The 15521-nt window shown below is 63.7% G+C and carries 15 protein-coding genes and 1 pseudogene; 6 read left to right on the forward strand and 10 right to left on the reverse strand.

Annotated elements, in window-relative coordinates; all coding sequences use genetic code 11:
* Nucleotides 1-13 precede the first annotated feature (13 nt).
* Genes AC5RV1_RS15515 through AC5RV1_RS15530 form a run of 4 tightly spaced genes read right to left on the reverse strand, consistent with a single transcriptional unit; the run spans nt 14 to nt 4708 of the window.
* Nucleotides 14-1456 carry a GH1 family beta-glucosidase gene (locus AC5RV1_RS15515; protein WP_493995160.1) on the reverse strand — a complete coding sequence of 481 codons (1443 nt, stop codon included), beginning with the start codon at nt 1454-1456 and terminating at the stop codon, nt 14-16.
* The gene (locus tag AC5RV1_RS15520) at nt 1456-2376 is read right to left on the reverse strand and encodes a carbohydrate ABC transporter permease (RefSeq protein ID WP_493995161.1); all 921 of its coding nucleotides are present in this window, start codon (nt 2374-2376) and stop codon (nt 1456-1458) included. Before AC5RV1_RS15520 ends, AC5RV1_RS15515 begins: the two co-directional genes overlap by 1 nt.
* Complete coding sequence (locus AC5RV1_RS15525) at nt 2373-3389, reverse strand: carbohydrate ABC transporter permease (RefSeq protein WP_493946028.1); 1017 nt, start codon at nt 3387-3389, stop codon at nt 2373-2375. The genes AC5RV1_RS15520 and AC5RV1_RS15525 overlap by 4 nt, the downstream gene beginning before the upstream one ends.
* A 59-nt stretch (nt 3390-3448) precedes the next feature.
* Complete coding sequence (locus tag AC5RV1_RS15530; RefSeq protein ID WP_493995172.1) at nt 3449-4708, reverse strand: ABC transporter substrate-binding protein; 1260 nt, start codon at nt 4706-4708, stop codon at nt 3449-3451.
* A 251-nt stretch (nt 4709-4959) separates the two neighbouring features.
* On the opposite strand from AC5RV1_RS15530, the gene radA reads away from it, so the two are divergent.
* Together radA and AC5RV1_RS15540 are read left to right on the forward strand one after the other, a co-directional pair.
* Nucleotides 4960-6333: a DNA repair protein RadA gene (gene radA, locus AC5RV1_RS15535; protein ID WP_163161373.1), complete on the forward strand. Its 1374-nt coding sequence runs from the start codon at nt 4960-4962 to the stop codon at nt 6331-6333.
* A gap of 124 nt (nt 6334-6457) precedes the next feature.
* The gene (locus AC5RV1_RS15540) at nt 6458-8155 is read left to right on the forward strand and encodes a sensor histidine kinase (protein WP_493995162.1); all 1698 of its coding nucleotides are present in this window, start codon (nt 6458-6460) and stop codon (nt 8153-8155) included.
* A gap of 92 nt (nt 8156-8247) precedes the next feature.
* On the opposite strand, the gene AC5RV1_RS15545 is transcribed toward AC5RV1_RS15540, so the two are convergent.
* Nucleotides 8248-8517, reverse strand: a complete 270-nt coding sequence (locus tag AC5RV1_RS15545; protein WP_493995163.1) for a hypothetical protein — start codon at nt 8515-8517, stop codon at nt 8248-8250.
* 117 nt (nt 8518-8634) lie between these two features.
* Here AC5RV1_RS15545 and AC5RV1_RS15550 point away from each other — a divergent pair, with 117 nt between their 5' ends.
* Nucleotides 8635-9108: an NUDIX hydrolase gene (locus AC5RV1_RS15550; RefSeq protein ID WP_493995164.1), complete on the forward strand. Its 474-nt coding sequence runs from the start codon at nt 8635-8637 to the stop codon at nt 9106-9108.
* An 8-nt stretch (nt 9109-9116) separates the two neighbouring features.
* Here the strand turns inward: AC5RV1_RS15550 and AC5RV1_RS15555 are convergent, their stop codons facing one another.
* The 5 genes from AC5RV1_RS15555 to AC5RV1_RS15575 all read right to left on the reverse strand — a co-directional run bounded on the left by AC5RV1_RS15555 (nt 9117) and on the right by AC5RV1_RS15575 (nt 13003).
* Complete coding sequence (locus AC5RV1_RS15555) at nt 9117-9350, reverse strand: hypothetical protein (RefSeq protein ID WP_493995165.1); 234 nt, start codon at nt 9348-9350, stop codon at nt 9117-9119.
* A gap of 108 nt (nt 9351-9458) precedes the next feature.
* A complete protein-coding gene (locus AC5RV1_RS15560; RefSeq protein WP_493995166.1) occupies nt 9459-9863 on the reverse strand; it encodes a universal stress protein in 405 nt (134 codons plus the stop codon).
* Nucleotides 9860-11398, reverse strand: a complete 1539-nt coding sequence (locus AC5RV1_RS15565) for a tripartite tricarboxylate transporter permease (RefSeq protein ID WP_493995167.1) — start codon at nt 11396-11398, stop codon at nt 9860-9862. Before AC5RV1_RS15565 ends, AC5RV1_RS15560 begins: the two co-directional genes overlap by 4 nt.
* 10 nt (nt 11399-11408) lie before the next feature.
* On the reverse strand, nt 11409-11993 hold the full coding sequence (locus tag AC5RV1_RS15570; protein WP_493995173.1) for a tripartite tricarboxylate transporter TctB family protein: 585 nt from the start codon (nt 11991-11993) through the stop codon (nt 11409-11411).
* 5 nt (nt 11994-11998) lie between these two features.
* A complete protein-coding gene (locus AC5RV1_RS15575; RefSeq protein WP_493946021.1) occupies nt 11999-13003 on the reverse strand; it encodes a Bug family tripartite tricarboxylate transporter substrate binding protein in 1005 nt (334 codons plus the stop codon).
* A gap of 142 nt (nt 13004-13145) precedes the next feature.
* On the opposite strand from AC5RV1_RS15575, the gene AC5RV1_RS15580 reads away from it, so the two are divergent.
* From AC5RV1_RS15580 to AC5RV1_RS15590, 3 genes and pseudogenes are all read left to right on the forward strand, one after another.
* Complete coding sequence (locus tag AC5RV1_RS15580; RefSeq protein ID WP_493946020.1) at nt 13146-14030, forward strand: LysR substrate-binding domain-containing protein; 885 nt, start codon at nt 13146-13148, stop codon at nt 14028-14030.
* A gap of 139 nt (nt 14031-14169) precedes the next feature.
* Nucleotides 14170-15084 carry a 5-dehydro-4-deoxyglucarate dehydratase gene (gene kdgD, locus AC5RV1_RS15585; RefSeq protein ID WP_493995168.1) on the forward strand — a complete coding sequence of 305 codons (915 nt, stop codon included), beginning with the start codon at nt 14170-14172 and terminating at the stop codon, nt 15082-15084.
* A 41-nt stretch (nt 15085-15125) separates the two neighbouring features.
* Nucleotides 15126-15422: pseudogene (locus tag AC5RV1_RS15590) on the forward strand (aldehyde dehydrogenase family protein); the annotation flags it as partial.
* Between the last annotated feature and the right edge of the window lie 99 nt (nt 15423-15521).

Here is a 15521-nt window from a genome sequence, read left to right on the forward strand (position 1 = left end):
CGGGGATTTCAGTTTAACCGGGCAAGGATGCAGCGGGCCGGGAAGCGTACCTCTTTGCGGCGGCAATCAGTTCCGAATAGGCCTTGCCGCTGTCCTTGACTGTCCTTTCCAGCGTGCCGTAGTCCACGCGGATAATCCCAAAGCGTTTTCCGTAGCCCCAGGACCATTCAAAATTGTCCAGGAGGGACCAGACGAAGTAGCCGCGGACGTCCGCGCCCTGGTCGATGGCTTCGCCCACGGCAGCCACGTGCTCCAGGATGAACGCGGTCCGCTCTTCGTCGTGGACGGCGCCGTCGGCGCTGACACTGTCCTCATAGGCGGCCCCGTTCTCGGTGATGTACAGCGGCGGCAGGGACGGGTACTCCTCCCCCAGCCGGACCAGGAGTTTGCGCAACCCGTCCGGGTTTACTTCCCAGCCCATTGCAGTCCGGGGCAGGCCCCGGCTGGGAAACGCAATGTACTCGGAGCCGATCCACGGTGAAACGGAGGGGCGCTCCGCGCCGCCGGAATGGCCGTCGCTTCCGGCGTCGTCCGCGTGGCCGCTGATCAGGTCATCGTGGTAGTGGTTCACCCCGAGGAAGTCCAGGGGTGCGCTGATGATCTCCAGGTCCCCGGGCAGGATAACGTCCGGCAGGCCGAACGGGGCGAGGTCCCGCAGGGAATCTTCCGGGTAGCTTCCCCGCAGGATCGGGTCGAGGAAGATCCGGTTCTGCAGGGAGTCAAACCGGCGGGCAGCGTCAAGGTCCACCGGGTCCTGGCTGTCCCGCGGGATCGAATTGCTGAGGTTAAGGGTGATCCCAAGATGCTGTGCTCCCCTGTCCCGCAGCGCATGTACCGCCAAGCCGTGGGCCAGGTGCTGGTGGTGTACGGCAGCGATTGCTGCGGAAGGCTCCTGCCGGCCGGGAGCATGGACCCCGGACCCGTAGCCCAGGAGGGAAGAACAAAAAGGCTCGTTGAAGGTGGTCCAGTGATGGACCCTGTCCCCCAGCGCCGAGTACACATCGTTGGCGTACTCGACGAACCGGTAGGCGGTGTCCCGGTTGGCCCAGCCGCCCTTTTCCTCGAGTGCCTGCGGCAGGTCCCAGTGGTAAAGGGTGAGCCATGGCAGGATCCCTGCTTCAAGAAGTTCGTCCACCAGCCGGGAGTAGAAGTCCAATCCCTCCCGGTTGACTGCCCTGTCTCCGGGACGCACCCGGGCCCAGCTGGTGGAGAACCGGTATGAGGCCAGCCCCAGCTCTTTCATCAGCCGGACGTCCTGGGGCATCCGGTGGTAGTGGTCCACCGCCTGCTCAAGATGGTCGCCGTTGGCAATGGCACCGGGGATCCGGGCAAAGTGGTCCCAGATAGAATCTTCCTTGCCGCCTTCGCGGCCGGCGCCCTCTATCTGTGCGGCCGCCGTCGCCGATCCCCAGATAAAGCCCTCGGGCCATTGCCTCTTGTACGTCGGGTGCTCCATTAGCCCTTCACTGCTCCTTGCATGATTCCTGAGATAAGTTGTTTTCCGGCCAGCACAAAGAGCACCAACAACGGGAGTGTTGCCAGGACCGCTCCGGCGAGGACCACCGAGTAGTCCACGTAGCGGGCGGACTGCAGTTGGCTGAGTGCCGTCTGCAAAGTGGGGTTGCCGGCGTCGAGCACCAGCAGGGGCCAGAGGAAATCCGTCCAGGCCGTCATAAACGTGAACAGACCCAGGATGGCCATGGCGGGCCGGGCAGCGGGGATGGCCACGTGCCAAAAAGTGGAAATCATGGTGGCTCCGTCCATCCTTGCGGACTCGATGAGTTCGTCCGGAATCACGTCCACGAGGTACTGCCGCATGAAAAAGACGCCGAACGCCGTCACCAGCGTAGGAACCACCACAGCACCGATCTCCCCCGTCCATCCCAGGGTGCGCATCACCATGAAGAGCGGGATGATGCCCAGCTGGGTGGGGATGGCCATGGTGGCCACGACCATAAGCATCAACCCGTTCCGGCCCTTGAACCGCAGTTTGGCGAAGGCGTAGCCGGCCAGCGTGGAGAAGCCGACAACGGAGACGGTGATGATGCAGGAAATGAGGACGCTGTTTCCCAAGGCCAGCCAGAAGGGAATGGTGTCGAAGACCTCACCCACGTTGGTCCAAAAGTTCCCGCCCGGCAGCAGCGGCGGCCACGTCTCACCCAGGGCCTCATTGGACCGGCTGCCGATAACGGCGGACCACCAGAGCGGATAGGCCGAGGACACCAGGAATGAGAGGAGCAGGCCGTAGGTCAGAAATCCTGGTCTTTCACCGGAGCCGAAAAGGCGCTTCCGCAACCGTGCCGGGCCGGCGACAGGTTTGTTACTTGGGTTCGGGGCTTCAACCGGCGCAGTGGAAATGCCTTCGATGGTGGTCATCGCTTGGTCCTTTCGGCGCGTTTCCGCACAGCTCTCCGGGCTGCTCGTGGGGGCTTGGCGGCGTCGGCCGTGGCGATCCGCCGCGAGATCAGGTAGTTGATGAGGCCGAACAGCACGATGATCAGGAAGAGCAGCCAGGCGATGGTGGATGCCTTGCCAAAGTTCTGGCGCTGGAAGGCCATTTCCCAGAGGTACAGGACCGTGGTCTGGAACTGCCGCTGCGAGCCGCCGGCCGTGGCGGGATCAAAGAGGCGGGGCTCGGTGAAGATTTGCAGGCCGCCGATGGTGGAGGTGATGACCACGAACACCATGGTGGGCCGGATGCTCGGCAGGGTAATGCTGAAGAACCGGCGGACGGCGCCGGCTCCGTCCAGGGCGGCTGACTCGTAGAGGTCCCGGGGAACGGCCTGCATTGCCGCAAGCAGGATCAGGGCGTTGTAACCGGTCCAGCGCCAGTTCACCATTGTGGCGATGGCGATGTGGCTGGGCAGTGTTTCGCTCTTCCACATCACCGGGTCCAGGCCGAAGTTGCCCAGCACGTTATTGATCAGTCCGTACTGTTCGCCGAACATGTTGGTGAAGATCATGGCTACTGCCACCGGGGTGACGATGTAGGGCAGGAGTACGCTCATGCGCCAGAACGTCCTGGCCCGCAGGTTCTGGTCCAGCATGGCCGCCAGGAAGAGTGCAACGGCAAGCTGCGGGATGGCGGACAGCAGGAAGATGCTCACCGTGTTGAAGAGGGAGTTCCAAAAGAATCTGTCCTGCAGGACCTCTACGAAGTTCTGCAGTCCCACGAATTGGCCCTGGCCCTTGAGCAGGTGCCAGTCGAAGAGGCTGACCACGAACGTGTACACCAGCGGGAACAGTCCCACCAGGGCGAACAGGATAAAGAACGGAGCGATGTAGAAGTAGGGCGACGCCTTGACGTCGAAGACGTTCAGCTTCTGCCGAAAGGTTGGCTTGGCTTTGATGGCCGCGGGTTTGGCGGGGCGGTTCAGGGTGGTTGTCATTGGGCTCTTGCCCTCCATCGGGGGGCCTCCCTTTCCGGGAGGCCCCACAGCGGGTGGTGCTAGTTGTTTACGACCAGGTCGTTGAGGAGCGTCAGGGCTTCGGACCAGGCTTTGTCCGCATCGGCCGTGCCGCCGTCGAGCATCTTCATCGCCGGGCCGAACACGTTCTCCTGGATTACGGAGTCGTCGGGCCCCTTGAACTGGGCCACCACGCCCTTGGCGCGGTTGGCAAGGATGACGCCGGTGGGGGCGTTGTTGAACAGCACGTTGGGGGTGGCGTCGGCCACGAGCTTCTCCTGCGCCTTCAGGGTGCTGGGGAAGTTGTTGGCCGCAGCCGACTGCTTGACCTGCTGCTCAGGGGCAGTCAGCCATGCCGCGAGCTTGGCCGCTTCTGCCGGGTGCTCGGAGGTCTTGGGCACTGAGAGGAATGCTCCGCCCCAGTTCGAGGCACCGCCGGGGAAGACGTCGGCGAAGTCCCAGCCACTGTCGGTGCCGCCGCCCGCTGATTCCAGCTGGCCCTTGATGGTGCCGAGCATCCAGCCTGGGCAGACGAAGGTGGCGAAGGAACCGTCAGTGAACGCCTTGCCGTTGCCCCAGTCCCACTGGGTCTGGTTGGCGGACAATCCGGAGGCGGTGCCGGCAGCCAGCATCTCGAACCTGGCCTTCATCTCGGAGTTGCCCTCGATGTTCAGCTCGCCGTCCTTGGTGTAGTAGCCCTCCTCCATTTGGTTCACCATGGAGTTCCAGACGAAGCCGGACTGGTCGTACCAGGCCTTTCCGGTGGCCGCCTTGTACTGCTCGCCAAGCTTGAAGTAGTTCTCCCAGGTGGCGTCGTCGCCGCCAAAAAGTTTCGCTACTGATTCGCGGTCCTTCGGCAGGCCGGCAGCCTCGAACAGCTTGCCGTTGTAGCAGAGGCCCTGCGGTCCGATGTCCGTTCCGTACCCGATGACACGGCCGTCCGGATCAGTGCCCTGCTTGAACTTCCAGTCCACCCAGTTGTCCTTGATGCCCGCTGCGCCGTGCTCGTTCAGGTCCACGAACTGGTCCGAAACCTCCATAATGGATCCCAGCCAGCCCTCCTCGATGGCCACCACGTCACTGAGGCCGGAACCGGCTGCGAGCTTGGTGAAGGCGTCGGTGCGTGCGTTCGCTCCGCGGTCGATGTTGGTGGCTTTGATCTTGATTCCAGGGTTGGCCTGCTCGTATTCACCGTAAAGATCGTCATAGCCGAACGTTCCGAAGGTGGTGACCGTGAGCTCCACCGCGTTGTCTGCGCTTGCTGCCTGTCCTGTACTGCTGCTGCAGCTGGTGGCCATCATGGCCAGGGCCGCTGCGCCCGCGATGGCGGCCGCTGTATGTCGACGTGCAAATTTCAAGATCACTCCTTTGTGTGGGACTGCCGGTGCCGAGAGAGCGCTCTCTAGCAAGTTCCTGAACTCTATTGGTGACGCCGATCACTGTCAAGAGAGCGCTCTCTCACCGTGATCCACGACCTGCGGGCCTAGGGCACGGCCGCTCGAGGCTTGGAGCCGGGCGGGGAATGTCAGTGCCCGCCACTAGGGTGGAACGCATGGCTACCAAGACTTCCCGGGCATCCAAGGCGCCCGCCTACAAGTGCGCCGAATGCGGCTGGACCACCGTCAAGTGGGTGGGCCGGTGCGGCGAGTGCCAGGCATGGGGCACCGTGGAGGAAACCGGCACCGCAGTGGCGCGGACGACGGCGGCTACCACCGTTCTGGAGCCCGCGCGCCGAATCGCCGAGGTGGACGCCACCACAGCCGCCTACCTGCCAACGGGCGTTGACGAACTGGACCGGGTGCTGGGCGGAGGCCTGGTCCCGGGTGCCGTCATCCTGCTCGCCGGCGAACCCGGCGTCGGCAAGTCCACCCTCCTTCTGGACGTGGCCGCGAAGTTTGCCCGAACGGCGCAGGACGTGCTGTACGTGACCGGCGAGGAGTCCGCAGCGCAGGTGAAGCTGCGCGCGGAGCGGATCGACGCCGTCGCGGAATCCCTGTATCTCTCCGCCGAGACGGACCTGGGCCAGGCCCTCGGGCAGGTGGAGAAGATTGAGCCGCGGCTGCTGATCGTGGACTCGGTACAGACCCTCAGCAGCGCTGATGTTGACGGCAGTGCCGGCGGCGTCTCGCAGGTCCGGGAAGTGGCAGCTTCCATCATTGCCGCGGCCAAAAGGCGGAACATGACCACCCTGCTGGTGGGTCACGTGACCAAGGATGGCTCCATCGCCGGGCCGCGGCTGCTAGAGCACCTGGTGGACGTGGTGTGCCAGTTTGAGGGTGAACGCCATTCCCGGCTCCGGTTGCTCCGGGCGGTCAAGAACCGCTACGGGCCTACCGACGACGTGGGCTGCTTCGACCTGAACGAAAACGGCATCGAAGGGCTCGCCGATCCCAGCGGGCTCTTTGTCAGCCGCACCAAGGATCCTGTTTCGGGCACGTGCATCACCGTAACCATGGAAGGACGGCGTCCGCTGCTGGCGGAGGTGCAGTCACTGCTCGCCGAGAGCCCCAACTCGCAGCCGCGGCGGGCCACCAGCGGCCTCGACAGTTCCAGGGTTTCCATGCTGCTGGCCGTGCTGCAGCAACGGGCCGGTACCTTGCTGCACAAGGATGATTCCTACGTGGCTACGGTGGGCGGAGTGAAGCTCAGCGAACCCGCCACGGACCTCGCTGTTGCCCTTGCCGTGGCTTCAGCCAAGGCCCGCAAGCCGTTGCCCATCCGGCTGGTTGCCTTCGGCGAGGTGGGCCTGGCCGGCGAGGTCCGCCCCGTCCCCGGCATCAACCAGCGCATCCAGGAGGCCCACCGGCTGGGCTTCACCCACGCAGTGGTTCCGGCAAGCCATACCGGGCCGGGGCCCGTTCCGGCCGGTTTCTCGGTGCGTGAAGTGGAGCACTTGACGGAAGCCTTGAGCCTGCTGATTGGATAATTCCATGAAGCATGGGTAGAGCTTGCGGGTGGGAAACACCAGCGATGTCTTGCTTCCACCGGTACTCTGAAGCTACTTTCAAGCAGCCAGAGGGTTATTATTTCTGCGCTGGGGGGCCAGATTGGTGAAGCAACGTCAAGAATCGAACAGGGCTGCGTTCGTCGATGCCGGGGAGTTTGCCATCAACGGCCCCCTTGCCGACAGAGTTGATGCGATTTATGGACGGCTCGGAGACCGGGGCAGGGTTGTGCTGGCCCAGCTGCCCCTCACCATCACCGTTTGCCTGGTGGTGGCAGCTGCCGCGGCGTTCAGCCCGGCCACCTTGGCAAGTGACATGTTCCGCCTGGCACTGCTGGCCCACACGGCGATCTTCGCCGCCTGCCTTGCCATACCATGGGCAAAACTGCCGCCAGGTGCCTCTGCCGCTATTCCCATCCTTGACTGCGTCTCTATCGGGTTCACAGGGGAAGCCGGCGGGCCGGCCTTCAACGTCCTGAGCCTTTTGCTGGTGTTTCCCGTCATTTGGCTTTCCGTGCGCCGCCGCCGGCACATGCTTTTCCTTGCCATCCTTGGGGCGGTGCTCAGCACTGCGGTCCCCACCGCCGTCGCCGGCTCATCTCCGGCTCCACCGGAAATGATCCGGATGATATTCCTGCCCCTTGTAATGTCAGCTATCGCAGTGACGGCGTATGCGGTGGCCGGCATCGTTCTCCGGCAACACCAAAGACTCCTGCACAGTGAGCATGAACTGGCGCAGACGCTCGCGGAGAACGTGCGCCGCCAGCGCCTTCTGGACGCAGTGCTGGCAGCAGTAGGAATAGGGGTCTGGGTGGTGGATGCTGAGGGCAGGACCGTCCTGACGAATAAGGCGATGCAAGCCGATCCCGCGCTGGCCGCCCTCACTGAAGCGGCCGGCCACGGCGGGCTTTTCCTGGCAGACCGGTCCTCTCCGGTGCCCCCGGACCTGTCGCCGGTGTCGCGTGCCATCAGCGGCTCCACCATTTCCGATGAGCTGTATTGGACCGGCGACCCCGGCGACCCGGCCCAGCAACGTGCATATTCGGTGGGCGCCCACGGCATACCTGCCAGCCAAGGGAAGGGCGGGGGTTCGGTCCTGACATTCGTGGACGTAACGCGTTTGATCAGCGCGTTGGCAGCCAAGGACAACTTTGTTGCCACCGTTTCCCACGAGCTGCGGACACCGCTGACATCGATCCTCGGCTACCTTGAGCTGGTATTGGACGAGCCCGGCCACGAGGAAATCCAGGCTGAGCTCCTGGTGGTGCACCGGAATGCCCAACACCTGCTGGGCCTGGTCAACGACCTGATCGCCGTCGCGTCGGAGCGCGTGGAGCTGTCCCTGGAGGACACGGACCTGGCCAAGCTGGTGACGGAAGTAGTTGATGCGACCATCCCCAAGGCAGCCATGAACGGCCTCCAACTGGTGCTCGACGTCGAGCAGCCCCTGCCCGCCCGCGTTGACCCAGGCCGGATCCGCCAGGTGCTCGGCAACCTCCTCTCCAACGCCATCAAGTATTCGAAGGAGGGCGGACGGATCACGGCGCTGGCACGGAGGAATGGGCAAGCGCTTGTCTGTTCGATTGCGGATACCGGTGTTGGCATGAGCGCGGAAGAGCAGGAGCAGGCGTTCACGAAGTTCTTCCGATCGGCGCGGTCCCGTGAAACCGCCATCCCGGGCGCCGGCCTGGGCTTGCCGGTCAGCAAAACGATCATCGAAGCCCATGGCGGATCGATCAGCCTCGCCAGCACCCCGAGTGTGGGTACCACCGCAACATTCACGATCCCATGCGCTGAAGACTAAGCCATCAGCCGGTTTGGCGCAGCCTGTCAGGACCCCGGTGGCCAGCATCCTCGCGGCCGGCCTGGCAAGCCGGACCGAACTTGGGCAGTGGATCAGCCGTGCTGCGACAACGAATCGGGGTCGTCCTTGTGTGAATTGAAGAGCCAGCCGGAAACATCGCTGCGCAGCACCAGGAGCGGGCCGCCGGTGGCGCTGACGTTTCCTGTGGGCACGTAATAGCCACGGCCTGATCCGGGTCCGCCCGCCGCACGGTCCAAGGCGTCAACCAAGTGCCGCGGCAGGTGGCCCTGCGGGCCAAGAATGCGAAGCTCATCAAGTTCTTCCGGCGTAAGCCGTCCCAAAACCTCAGCGATGTTGGCCATGACCGGTCCCTTCGAGCAAAGTGCCTGAAGGAATAACCTAAAGCAGGGCCGTGAACTGCAGGTTAACGTTGGACGGCAACTACCGTTGATTGTGAAATGTCAGCAGGTGGAGGACAGATGCCGGTTTTCAGCGCAGGACTACTGCTGTACAGGAGGGCAAACCCCGGCGGCCTGGAAGTCTGGATAGCCCACATGGGCGGCCCGTTTTGGGCACGCAAGGACGCACATGCCTGGTCAGTGCCGAAGGGCGAATACACCGTGGACGAAGATCCGCTGGCGGCCGCCCTGCGGGAGTTCGCCGAAGAGATGGGTTCGCCCGCCCCGGCCGCGGATTACCAGCAGCTCGGGCAGTTCCGGCAGCCGTCCGGCAAGATCATCACGGTGTTTACTGCAGAGCAGGACTTCCAGCCGGACCGGATCGTCAGCAACACTTTCCCGCTGGAGTGGCCCAAGGGTTCGGGCCGGATCCAGCACTACCCGGAAATTGACGATGCCCGCTGGTTTCCCGAGGCGGAAGCACGGTTCAAGCTGGTCAAGGGCCAACTGCCGGTCCTTGATGCCCTCGCGGAACACGTCCGCGGGCAGTCATAGGGCCGGCGTCAAGCAGCCGCCTGTTCGCGCGGCGGCCCGACCCGCGCTTGAACCTGTGAAGGTGCCTGCGTCCGGGCGGGTGCCCCGTCCTGCGCTACCTTGATGACCGTAACGCCGTCAACGGAACAGAGCATGGTCCTCCCGGCGCCGTCGTTCCTGATGATCCAGAAAACGCTGCGGTCTGCGGCGATCATGTCGATGGTTCCGGAGATCATGGCCCCACCGGCTGTACGGACCTCCACGTGATCGTTCCTGCACAGTTTGGACCAGTCAGGGATAGGCGCAGCTGCGGGCACCGGGCTGCGGCGGGCGGGATTGTGTTTGTACATTGGAGCTTCCCGTCATCTGCCTTAGAAGTGCCCGCCGTCGGCTTTGACGGCCAGGACCGGGCGGTCCGCCTGCATCAGGATCTGCTGGGCATGGCTGCCCAGGATGAACTTCCCTACGTGGGTGCGGTGCCGGAGGCCAATAACGATGAGCGAGGCATCAACTTCCCTGGCAACATCGAGGAACTCATCGGCAAGGTCGTGCTGGTAGGGCGGCTGGATGACCGTTGCCGTTACTCCGACGTCGGCAGCACGCTTGGCAGCCTGCGCCAAAACGTCCTCCGTAGCCACAGACTTGTCCACCAGGGCACCCTGCCGGGCCGAGTTGACGATCACCAGGTCCTCGTTGCGGAGCTTTGCTTCGGCGATGCCTGCTGCGAGTGCGGCCTGTCCTGCGGGCGTTGGGACGAATCCGACGATGATGCTCATACCTTCTCCTTGATGTCCGGCGTGACAGATGATGTTAGGGCAGTTGAACTGCGCTTGCGCTTGGCGATGACGGTACGTATGGCCGGAAGTACAGCTACTAGAACGAAGACCACCAGCAGCGTGGCGGAGATGGGACGGCCGAAGAACCCAAGGGGATCGCCGCCGAAGACCAGCAGGGAACGGCGCATGGAGCTCTCCAGCAACTCGCCGAGCACGAAGGCCAGCACCAGGGGGCCCGGTTCGAAGCCGAACTTCTTCATGAGGTAGCCGATGATGCCGAAAACCACCACGAGCGTCACATCAAACATGCTGTTGTTGATGGTGTAGGCGCCCAACAGCGTGATCAGGGCCGTGACGGGAGCCAGGATGGCGGCCCGGACGCGGAGGATCTTCACGAAGATCCCCACCAGCGGCAGGCTCATGATCAGAAGCAGGATGTTGCCGATGTACATGGAGTTCACCACGCCCCAGAAGAGCTCGGGGTTCTGCTCCACCAGCTGCGGGCCGGGGGTGACGCCCTGGATCAGCAGCGCACCGAACATCAGCGCCATGGTGGCGTTGGCGGGGATGCCAAGCGTCAGCAAGGGTATGAAGGACGATGTGGCGGCAGCATTGTTGGCGGTTTCCGGCCCGGCGACGCCCTCGGGGGCCCCCTTGCCGAAGCGTTCCGGCTGCTTTGCCCGCTTTTTCTCCATGGCGTAGGAGGCCATGGAGGCGATGGTGGCACCACCTCCGGGCAGGATGCCCAGGAAGAAACCCAGCACGGAACCACGTCCGATCGCCCCCGACGCCTGCTTGAGGTCTTTGCGGGACGGCCAGACATTGGCGACTTTCGACGGCGCCTTGGCGGCCCGGTGCCGTTCCTCAAGGTTGTAGAGGATTTCGCCGAGGCCAAAAATGCCCATGGCGATCGGCACGAAGTCGATGCCGTCAGCGAGTTGCAGACTGCCAAACGTAAACCGGCTTTCGCCGGTAAAAATGTCCCGGCCCACCGTGGCGAGGAGCAGCCCGAGCGCCGCGGCGATGAGTGCCTTGGCTTTTGACCCGCTGCTGATGGTTGCCACGAGGAGGATGCCGAGCATGGCCAGCGCGGTGTATTCGGGCGGCCCGAAGTCCAGGGCGAAGCTGGCCACGATGGGGGCAAGGAACGTCAAGCCGATAATGGCCGCGGTGCCGCCCACAAAGGAGCCGATGGAGGCCAGGCCCAGCGCCGTGCCGGCCCTGCCCTGCTTCGCCATCTGGTAGCCGTCGAACACGGTAACCACCGAGGAAGCTTCACCCGGCAGGCGCAGGAGGACGGAAGTGATGGTGCCGCCGTACTGTGCGCCGTAGAAGATTCCGGCGAGCATGATGATGGCGGTGACCGGCTCCACGTTGTAGGTGAGCGGAAGCAGGATGGCGATGGTTGCCGCGGGCCCCAGGCCGGGCAGCACACCGATCAGCATGCCGATCACGACGCCGATCAGGCAGTAAAGGAGGTTGGTGGGCTCCAGGACTACCGCGAATCCGTTGATAACGGGATTGAGAAAATCCACGGGAGGTCTCCTAGAAGAGGTGGGGAACGGAGGTGTTCAGCGCGAGGACGAAGATGGCATAAAAAGCGATGACGACGCTCGCACTGACCACCAGCGTGGAGCGCCAGGTTTCGCCGCCGAGGAAGCGCATCCAGATAATGCAGAGCACCAGGGCAGGCAGTTCAAAGCCAATCAGCGGCATGAGGGCCACCATGGCAGCGAGGGTCACCAGGCCGGTGAGCGGCGAGGTGGACATGCGCGTGAACTTTTCCGCGTCCCGGTTATGCCGGCCGGCAACCAGCTGGAACAGGCCCAGTGCCACCATGACGCAGCTGATGATGAACGGCCACAGGCCGGGCTGCGGGGCGGACGGCGTGCCCAGCCCCATTGCCATCGAGAGGATGGCTGCAGCAACGCCGACGCCAAGAACCACCAATGATGATGCAACGTTGGCGAGGGCTCCGGCTGCGGGAGGTTTTTCTTCCTCCCACTGTGCTGCGAGTTGCTCTGGGGTCAGGTCATCCAGGACTTCATCGGGGAAGGTGTGGGGGGCGTCCCCGCCGGAGGCAGCAGTAGCACTGCTGCCTCCGGCGGGTCCTGCGGGGGTTCCTTTCACAGAAATCACTTATTTCCGCTCAGGCTGATGTCGTGCTTCTCCACCAGTTCCTTGTACTTCGCTGCGTATGCCTTCCATTCCGTCACGACTTCCTCGCCGGAAATCTCCTTCGGGGTCAGCATGTTCTTCTTGTTGAACTCCTTGTAGGCGTCAGACTTGAACGACTCCTGGAACGCGGCGAGCAGCTTGTCCTTGACCTCCTGCGGGGTACCCTTCGGGGCGGCCACTGCACGGTACTGGGCAACCGGAACGTCATAGCCGGCTTCCTTTGCCGTGGGCGTGTCAGGAAGGAAGCTGTTGCGCTCTTCCGAGAAGACCAGGAGCGGGCTCACCTTTCCGGCCTCGATCTGCGGCATGGCTTCGCCCAGCTGGATAGTGGCGAGCTCCACCTGGTTGCCGAGGACTGCAGTCAGGGCCGGTTTGCCGCTGTCGAAGGGGATGTCCGTGCCTTTGACGTCAGCCTGCTTGAACAGCACCGTCTGGGCAAGTTGGCTACCCGTGCCGACGCCGGTGGTGCCGAAGGTGACGTTGCGTCCTGCTCCAGTGACATCCTGGAAGGTCTTGAATCCGGACTCGGCGCTGGCCACCAGCACGTAATCGTCCTGCGACAAGCCCGTAATGATGTCCAGGTCATCAATGTTCACTGCTTCATCGGCGCTGACCGCCAAGGGGGTGATGGTGATCAGGGATGCGTTGAGCAGGACCAATTCCTGGCCATCGGCGGGCTTGCCGGCCACTTCCTTGGTGGCCAGGGCGCCGTTGGCGCCAGGCTTGTTGACCACTGGCATCGGCTGGCCGAGGGTCTTGGAGGCACCTTCGGCGAGGGCTCGGGCAATCAGGTCGGTGCTGCCACCGGCAGCCTGGCCCACGGAGAGGTTGACAGGGCCGGACGGGTATTTGGCCGAGTCGGCCGCGCCGCCGCCGGCGACATTGCCGCACGCCGTCAGCGCCAGCAGCGTAACGGCCGATGCCGCTCCGAGAATCGTGCGGCGTGTGGGGAAGTGCTTCATTGGAACTCCTAGTTGGCACGGCGGGCGTTGGGGCCCGGAACATCTGTGAAGCGGGTCACCCCGTTCGCTTTGTCGAGTGTAGGGAGTGGTTATGATGCATGTCTAAGCCCAAATCTGCATCATTTGATACCTGGAAGGCATCATGTTTACTTTTGACCAGCTTGCCGGCTTTATTGCCGTGGCGGAGGAGCTCCACTTTGGACGGGCGGCGGAACGGCTCAACATGACGCAGCCCCCGCTAAGCCGCCAGATCCAGAAGCTGGAGAAGATCGTGGGTGCGGAACTGCTTGAGCGGGACAACCGCAAAGTGGAGTTGACGCATGCAGGACAGACGTTCCTGGAGGAGGCGCGCCGCCTCATGGCCCTTGCCGAACGGGCGCCGGTAACGGCGCGGCGCATCGCTTCGGGGCGGTCGGGCATGCTCCGCATCGGGTTTACCGCCGCCAGCGGCTTCAGCATCCTGGGGCCGCTGCTGGAGGAGCTTTCACAAATCATTCCCGATGTGGATGTGGACCTGCAGGAGCTGGTCACAGGCGAGCAGCTCAACGGGTTGCTGACGGGCGAACTGGATCTCGGGCTGGCGCGTCCTCCGTTCGACAAGGAGACCTTCGACTCCCACCTCCTTTACCGCGAGTCCATGGTCCTGGCCGTCCCGTCCGGCCATCCACTGACGCTGTTGGCGCGGGATATCTCGCCGGAGGACTTCGAAGAGGAGCCGCTGATTATGCATTCCGCCACCCGGGCCCGCTATTTCTACGACCTCGTGGTCCGGACGCTCCCCTTCAACCATGCCAACGTTGTCCACACCGTGAGCCAGATCCTGACCATGGTGTCGCTGGTTGCAGCAAAGCGCGGGTTGGCCTTTGTGCCCCACTCCGCCACCCTGCTGGGCATCAAGGGCGTGGAGTTCCTCCCGCTCACAGGCGGGGACGGGGAGCAGGTTGAGCTGCACGCCATCTGGAACCGCAGGATTACTAACCCCGCCCTTCAGCGCCTGCTGCGGGACCTTGAGTTCGCCATGGAATAGATTGGGGGGCCAATGCCCGCAATGCCTGGAAGGTATCAATACATACAAAATTGCACTTAGACAGGCATCGGCGTCACTCCTAGTCTGGGAAGGAATCATCAGCCCGCCGCCCGCGGCGCACACACCGGAGGACCACACCGTGGCAAAGTACTCACCCCAGGAACTGGCGGACACCCTCAAGGAAGGCCTGCTGTCCTTCCCTGTCACCTCATTCGACGCCGAGCTGCAGTTCGATGAGGAGAACTACCGCAAGCACCTGGCGTGGCAGGCGAGCTTCCCGGTAGCAGGCCTTTTCGCGGCCGGCGGTACCGGCGAAGGCTTCTCACTGACCCCGGCCGAATCAGAGCGCGTAGTGCGCACCGCCGTCGATGAAGTGGGCGGCCAGGTTCCTGTCCTTGCCTCGGCCGGCGGTTCCACCGCGCAAGCGATCGAGAACGCAAAAGCTGCCGAAGCGGCCGGCGCGGACGGTCTCCTGCTCCTCCCTCCGTACCTGACAGAAGCGGACCAGGCCGGGCTGACCGAGCACGTGAGCGCAGTATGTGCGGCCACTTCCCTTGGTGTCATCATCTACAACCGGGCCAACGCCATCTACAAGGACACCACGGTGGCAACCCTGGCTGACCGCCACGAAAACCTCATCGGCTTCAAGGACGGCGTGGGCGACCTTGAGCACGACGCCCGGGTCTACGCCAAGCTCGGCGACCGGCTCTTCTACCTTGGCGGCCTGCCTACCGCCGAAACCTTTGCGCTGCCGCTGCTGCAGCTCGGCATGAGCACCTACTCCAGCGCCATGTACAACTTCGTTCCGCAGTTCGCCCTGGACTTCTACCAGGACGTGCGCAACAACGACCGCGCGGCCGTGAACAAGAAGCTCAACGACTTTGTCATCCCCTACCTGGACATCCGCGACCGTGTGAAAGGATATTCCGTGTCCATCGTCAAGGGTGGCCTGGACGCCATTGGCCGCTCCGCCGGGCCGGTCCGTCCGCCGCTGCAGGACCTCGCCGAGCAGGACCTCGCGGACCTCAAGGCCCTCATCGCGGCCGTCTCCTGATCCGCCCTCTCCTGATCCACCCTTTACTAGGAGGAACCACTGTGACCCTTACCGGACACTCCCTGATCGCCGGACAGCCCACTGCCGGCGAAGGCAAAACCACGTTCGGCTTCGACCCGGCAACCAACCAGGCGCTGGAGCCCACATACACGCTACTCACCGAGGAGCAGCTCAAGGCAGCAACGGCTGCCGCCTCCGAGGCCTTCGCGTCCTTCAGCACCCTTGACCCGGAAACCCACGCCGGCTTCCTGGAAGCAATCGCGGACAACATCGAGGCCCTCGGCGAGGAACTGGTCATCCGCGCCGGCCAGGAGACCGGCCTCCCCGCCGCGCGGCTCCAAAACAGCGGGCAAAAGAGTCAATGAAGACGAAGGAATACGCAGCATGAGCCCCCACGGCAACCCGGAAGTCCCCGCAAGTTCGGCCAGTGAAGTAAT

This window comes from Arthrobacter sp. Hb9-2 (assembly GCF_059091165.1).

Coding starts and splice junctions, on each gene's coding strand:
- AC5RV1_RS15520 (WP_493995161.1), bottom strand. CDS start 2,376: ATGACCACCATCGAAGGCATTTCCACTGCGCCGGTTGAAGCCCCGAAC.
- AC5RV1_RS15560 (WP_493995166.1), bottom strand. CDS start 9,863: ATGAGCATCATCGTCGGATTCGTCCCAACGCCCGCAGGACAGGCCGCA.
- AC5RV1_RS15515 (WP_493995160.1), bottom strand. CDS start 1,456: ATGGAGCACCCGACGTACAAGAGGCAATGGCCCGAGGGCTTTATCTGG.
- AC5RV1_RS15575 (WP_493946021.1), bottom strand. CDS start 13,003: ATGAAGCACTTCCCCACACGCCGCACGATTCTCGGAGCGGCATCGGCC.
- radA (WP_163161373.1), top strand. CDS start 4,960: ATGGCTACCAAGACTTCCCGGGCATCCAAGGCGCCCGCCTACAAGTGC.
- AC5RV1_RS15580 (WP_493946020.1), top strand. CDS start 13,146: ATGTTTACTTTTGACCAGCTTGCCGGCTTTATTGCCGTGGCGGAGGAG.
- AC5RV1_RS15525 (WP_493946028.1), bottom strand. CDS start 3,389: ATGACAACCACCCTGAACCGCCCCGCCAAACCCGCGGCCATCAAAGCC.
- AC5RV1_RS15530 (WP_493995172.1), bottom strand. CDS start 4,708: ATGATGGCCACCAGCTGCAGCAGCAGTACAGGACAGGCAGCAAGCGCA.
- AC5RV1_RS15545 (WP_493995163.1), bottom strand. CDS start 8,517: ATGGCCAACATCGCTGAGGTTTTGGGACGGCTTACGCCGGAAGAACTT.
- AC5RV1_RS15550 (WP_493995164.1), top strand. CDS start 8,635: ATGCCGGTTTTCAGCGCAGGACTACTGCTGTACAGGAGGGCAAACCCC.